Origin of the sequence: Curtobacterium sp. B18 (assembly GCF_000333375.1) — a bacterium.
In the GTDB taxonomy this organism is placed as follows: Bacteria; Actinomycetota; Actinomycetes; order Actinomycetales; family Microbacteriaceae; genus Curtobacterium.
The window spans coordinates 1-4,064 of sequence record NZ_BACZ01000247.1 but is presented as its reverse complement, the minus strand read 5'-3'; the positions used below and the strand labels follow the sequence as shown (position 1 = coordinate 4,064).

General features: G+C 72.3%; 6 protein-coding genes. 4 read left to right on the top strand and 2 right to left on the bottom strand.

Translation table 11 applies throughout. The annotated features are described in order from the left end of the window. The 4 genes from I5E_RS06355 to I5E_RS06340 all read left to right on the top strand — a co-directional run. Positions 1 to 964, top strand: a 964-nt coding sequence (locus tag I5E_RS06355) for a PQQ-dependent sugar dehydrogenase (protein WP_022906255.1), incomplete at its 5' end; no start/stop codon positions are given. A 63-nt stretch (positions 965 to 1,027) separates the two neighbouring features. Beyond that, positions 1,028 to 1,903, top strand: coding sequence for a helix-turn-helix domain-containing protein (locus I5E_RS06350; protein WP_031261730.1), 876 nt, complete (start codon positions 1,028 to 1,030; stop codon positions 1,901 to 1,903). After that, positions 1,900 to 2,106, top strand: coding sequence for a hypothetical protein (locus I5E_RS06345; RefSeq protein ID WP_022906253.1), 207 nt, complete (start codon positions 1,900 to 1,902; stop codon positions 2,104 to 2,106). Before I5E_RS06350 ends, I5E_RS06345 begins: the two co-directional genes overlap by 4 nt. Continuing rightward, complete coding sequence (locus I5E_RS06340; RefSeq protein ID WP_022906252.1) at positions 2,103 to 3,293, top strand: MFS transporter; 1,191 nt, start codon at positions 2,103 to 2,105, stop codon at positions 3,291 to 3,293. The genes I5E_RS06345 and I5E_RS06340 overlap by 4 nt, the downstream gene beginning before the upstream one ends. 2 nt (positions 3,294 to 3,295) lie before the next feature. Here the strand turns inward: I5E_RS06340 and I5E_RS06335 are convergent, their stop codons facing one another. After that, positions 3,296 to 3,631 (bottom strand): helix-turn-helix domain-containing protein, encoded by a 336-nt coding sequence (locus tag I5E_RS06335; protein WP_031261729.1) that lies wholly within the window; start codon positions 3,629 to 3,631, stop codon positions 3,296 to 3,298. Continuing rightward, entirely contained in the window at positions 3,628 to 4,029 is a 402-nt protein-coding gene (locus I5E_RS06330) for a hypothetical protein (protein WP_261974870.1), read from the bottom strand. Before I5E_RS06330 ends, I5E_RS06335 begins: the two co-directional genes overlap by 4 nt. Positions 4,030 to 4,064 lie beyond the last annotated feature (35 nt).

The window sequence follows — 4,064 nt, the reverse complement described above, 5'->3', positions numbered from 1 at the left end:
CGGCGAGACGACCGACGTCGTGACGGGACTGGACGCCCCGTGGTCGGTGGTCCGCACCGGCGAGGGCGACGACGCGCTGATCAGCGAACGCGACTCCGCGAAGGTGCTCGAACTGACCGACGCCGGGACCACGCGCGAGGTCGGCACGGTCCGGGGCGTGCGGCAGGGTGGCGAGGGCGGCCTGCTCGGGCTCGCGCTGCACGAGGGCGACCTCTTCGTGTACTCCACGGGCGACGACGGCAACCGCATCCAGCGCTACGAGCTGACCGGGAGCGCCGGGTCCTTCGCGCTCGGCGACGCCACGACGGTGATCGACGGGCTGCCGTCGAACAGCTTCCACAACGGCGGCCGGATCGCGTTCGGCCCGGACGGCATGCTCTACGCGAGCGTCGGGGACGCCGGCACCGGCTCGGACGCACAGGACAGGGACTCGCTCGCCGGCAAGATCCTGCGGCTCACCCCGGACGGCGAGGTGCCCGGCGGCAACCCGTTCCCCGGCTCGCCGGTGTGGAGCCTCGGCCACCGGAACGTCCAGGGCATTGGGTGGACGGCCGACGGCACGATGTTCGCGTCCGAGTTCGGGCAGGACACCTGGGACGAGTTGAACGTGATCGAGCCGGGGAAGGACTACGGCTGGCCCGAGGTCGAGGGCACCGGCGGCACCGACCAGGGGTTCGTCGACCCGGTGCAGCAGTGGGCGACCGACGACGCCTCGCCGAGCGGCCTGACGGTGATCGACGACACCGTGTTCATCGCGAACCTGCAGGGCGAGGTCGTCCGGGCCGTCCCCGCCGACGACCCCTCGACCTCGACCGAGTACTTCGCCGGGGACTTCGGGCGGATCCGCACCGTGCTCGAGGGGCCCGAGGGCGCGCTCTGGTTCGTCACGAACAACACCGACGGGCGCGGGGACCCGACGGACGGCGACGACCGGATCGTCTCGGTGCCGCTCGCCACGAGCTGACCGGCCCTGACGGGTACCAGCAGCCCCTGCTCCGACCCGTCGATCGGACCTACCGTGGAGGACATGGACACGAAGGCCGAAGTCCGCGACTTCCTCCGCAGCCGCCGTGCGCGCGTGACGCCGCAGCAGGTCGGGCTGCCCGACTTCGGCGGCGGCGCCCGCCGCGTCCAGGGGCTGCGGCGCGAGGAGCTCGCCCTCGTCGCGGGCATGAGCGTCGACTACTACGTCCGGCTCGAACGCGGCAACCTCGCCGGGGTGTCCGAGGGCATCCTCGAGTCGCTGTCCCGGGCACTGGGTCTCGACGACGCCGAGCACGCGCACCTGTTCGACCTCGCCCGCGCGCAGAACGCCTCGGCCACCACCCGCCGGCGGACCCCGAGCGCCACGGTGCGGCCGAACGTGCAGCGCGTCCTCGACTCGATCACCGCCCCGGCCTGGGTGCGCAACGGTCGGTCGGACTTCCTCGCCGGCAACGCCCTCGCCCGTGCGCTGTACTCGCCGCTGTTCTCCGAGCCGTCCGGCACCCCGAACGCCGCCCGCTTCGCGTTCCTCGACCCCCGCGGCCGCGAGTTCTGGCGCGACTGGGACGCCGTCGCGGGCGACATGGTGGCGGTGCTCCGTGCCGAGGCCGTCCGGACCCCGTACGACCGGGGGCTGACCGACCTCGTCGGGGAGCTCTCGACGCGCAGCGCGGCGTTCCGGCAGCGCTGGGCCGCGCACGACGTCATGCGGCACCGCACCGGCGTGAAGCGGGTGCACCACCCCACGGTCGGCGACCTCGACCTCACCTACGAGGCGATGGAGCTCGTCGCGGACGCCGGACTCACGCTCGTCGTCTACAGCACCGAGCCCGGCTCCCCGTCCGAGGAGCGACTGCAGCTCCTCGCCAACCTCGCGGCGACCACGGTCGCCGCCGTCCCGGAGACGGAGGACGCATGAGCGAGACCGACTCGATCCCGACCACCCGCACCGCGGGGCCGCTGACGTTCCTCGAGCGGGTCCGGTTCCGCCTGCGTGCCGAGCGCGAGATCGAGGAACTCGTCCGCGACCGAGCCCGGGAGGAACGCATCCGCGCCGAGGCGGCCGTCCGACTCGCACCGGGGCCATGGCACCTCGCGGAGCTCTTCCGGCGGCGTCCGTGACCACCCGTGCGGGGATGACGCCCGCCCGCACCCTGCTGTTCGCGGTCGCCGGGGGTGCCGCCGTCGGCAACCTCTACTGGGCGCAGCCGCTGCTCGACGAGATCGCGTCCTCGCTCGGGACGTCCGCCGCGGTGGCCGGGCTGCTCGTCACGCTCACCCAGGTCGGCTACGCGCTCGGCATCCTCCTCGTGGTGCCGCTCGGGGACGTGCTCGACCGCCGACGTCTGGTCCCCGGGGTGCTCGTGGCGTCTGCAATCGCGCTCCTGTTCGCCGCCGTGGCCCCGTCGTTCGCCGTGCTCCTGGTCGCGCTCGCGCTCGTGGGCCTCACCACCGTCGCCGGACAGCTGCTCATCCCGCTGGCCGGGGACCTCGCCGATCCCGCCGCGCGTGGCCGGGTGGTGGGCACGATCGCCTCCGGTGTCCTCACCGGCATCCTCGTGTCCCGCACGGTCAGCGGGCTCGTCGCGGACGCGTTCGGCTGGCGCGCGATCTACGTGGTCGCCGCCGCCGCTGCCCTGCTGTTCGCCGTGCTGCTCCGGCGGGCGATCCCCGAGCTCGACCGACGGGACCGAGTGCGGTACCCGACGCTCATCGCCTCGGTGTTCCGTGCCGTCGCGGCGCACCGGGCCGTGCGCGTGACCCTCGTCATCAGCTCGGCGATGTTCGCCGTCTTCACGATGTTCTGGACCGCGCTGACGTTCCTGCTCAGCGCGGAGCCGTTCGGGTACTCCACGAGCGCGATCGGGCTCGTGGGCCTGGCCGGGCTCGCCGGGGCGGTCGCCGCGCAGCGGGTCGGTCGGTTGCACGACCGCGGCCACTCGGTGCCTGTGACCGGGGCGGCGATCGCCCTCGTGCTCGTCTCGCTCGTGGTCGCCGGGATCGGGTCGACGTCGATCGTCGTCGTCCTCGTCGCGGTGGTCCTGCTGGACGTCGGCGTGCAGGCGACGAACGTCCTCAACCAGACGCGGCTCTTCGCGATCGACCCCGCGGCGCGCAGCCGGCTCAACACGGCCTTCGTCACCGGCAACTTCGTCGGCGGCGCGATCGGCTCGGCGCTCGCCTCGGTGCTCTGGAACACCGGCGGCTGGACAGCGGTCACCGTGGGCGGCGCGGTCCTGGTCGGGTTCGCCCTGACGGTCTGGGCGGTCCACCGCCGCCGCGGGCTCGTGGTCACCGCCAGCGCCTGACCTCAGATCGCGAGTTCGACGTCACGTCCGTTGACGGTCACGATGATCCGGGGGTTCTCCGCGCCGGCCGCGGTGATGTAGCTCCGGAGCGTGGACAGCAGCATGTCCTCACGACGCTCCATCTGGGACACCGCTCCCTGGCTGATCCCCAGCTCGTGGGCGATCTCGACCTGGGTCCGTTTGCCGGCTTCCCGCACCATCGCGAGGCTCATGGCGTGGATCCGGTCGAGCTCGTCCGCCTCCGTCTCGAGCGCCGCCACGGCGTCGGCCATGCCAGGCCGCTCGAGCATCCGCTCGAGGCGGTCGTTGCCGTGCACGAAGTCCTTCTCGCCCATCATGCTTCCTTCGTCTCGTCGACCCACCGGTCGATCAGTCGGTCGGCACGGACGCCGACCGTTTCGGAGAACACGTCACCCATCGCGGCCTTGTCGCCGGAGAACAGCGCGACGACGACACGGTCCGTACCCGGCGGGAACCAGCAGATCAACCGGAGCGCGATCCCCTGGACGTACGGGTGCGACACCCGCCAGACGACGTGTTCCCTCGACTGTCGGACTCGCTTGATCACAGCGGTGTCCTCCGTCGGCGCTGCATCCAGGTCCCGCAGCCGCTTGAGCATGAACGTGAGCAACTCGAGCCGCCGCCGACCCCGTTCGGTGGTGTCGGCGTCGAGCCGGTCGAGCTGCGCGTTGAACTCTCGAGGCCAGTCGATCTGCATGCATCGCACATCAGCCACGACTGATATCCCTCACGGCTGATCACACGCGCAAG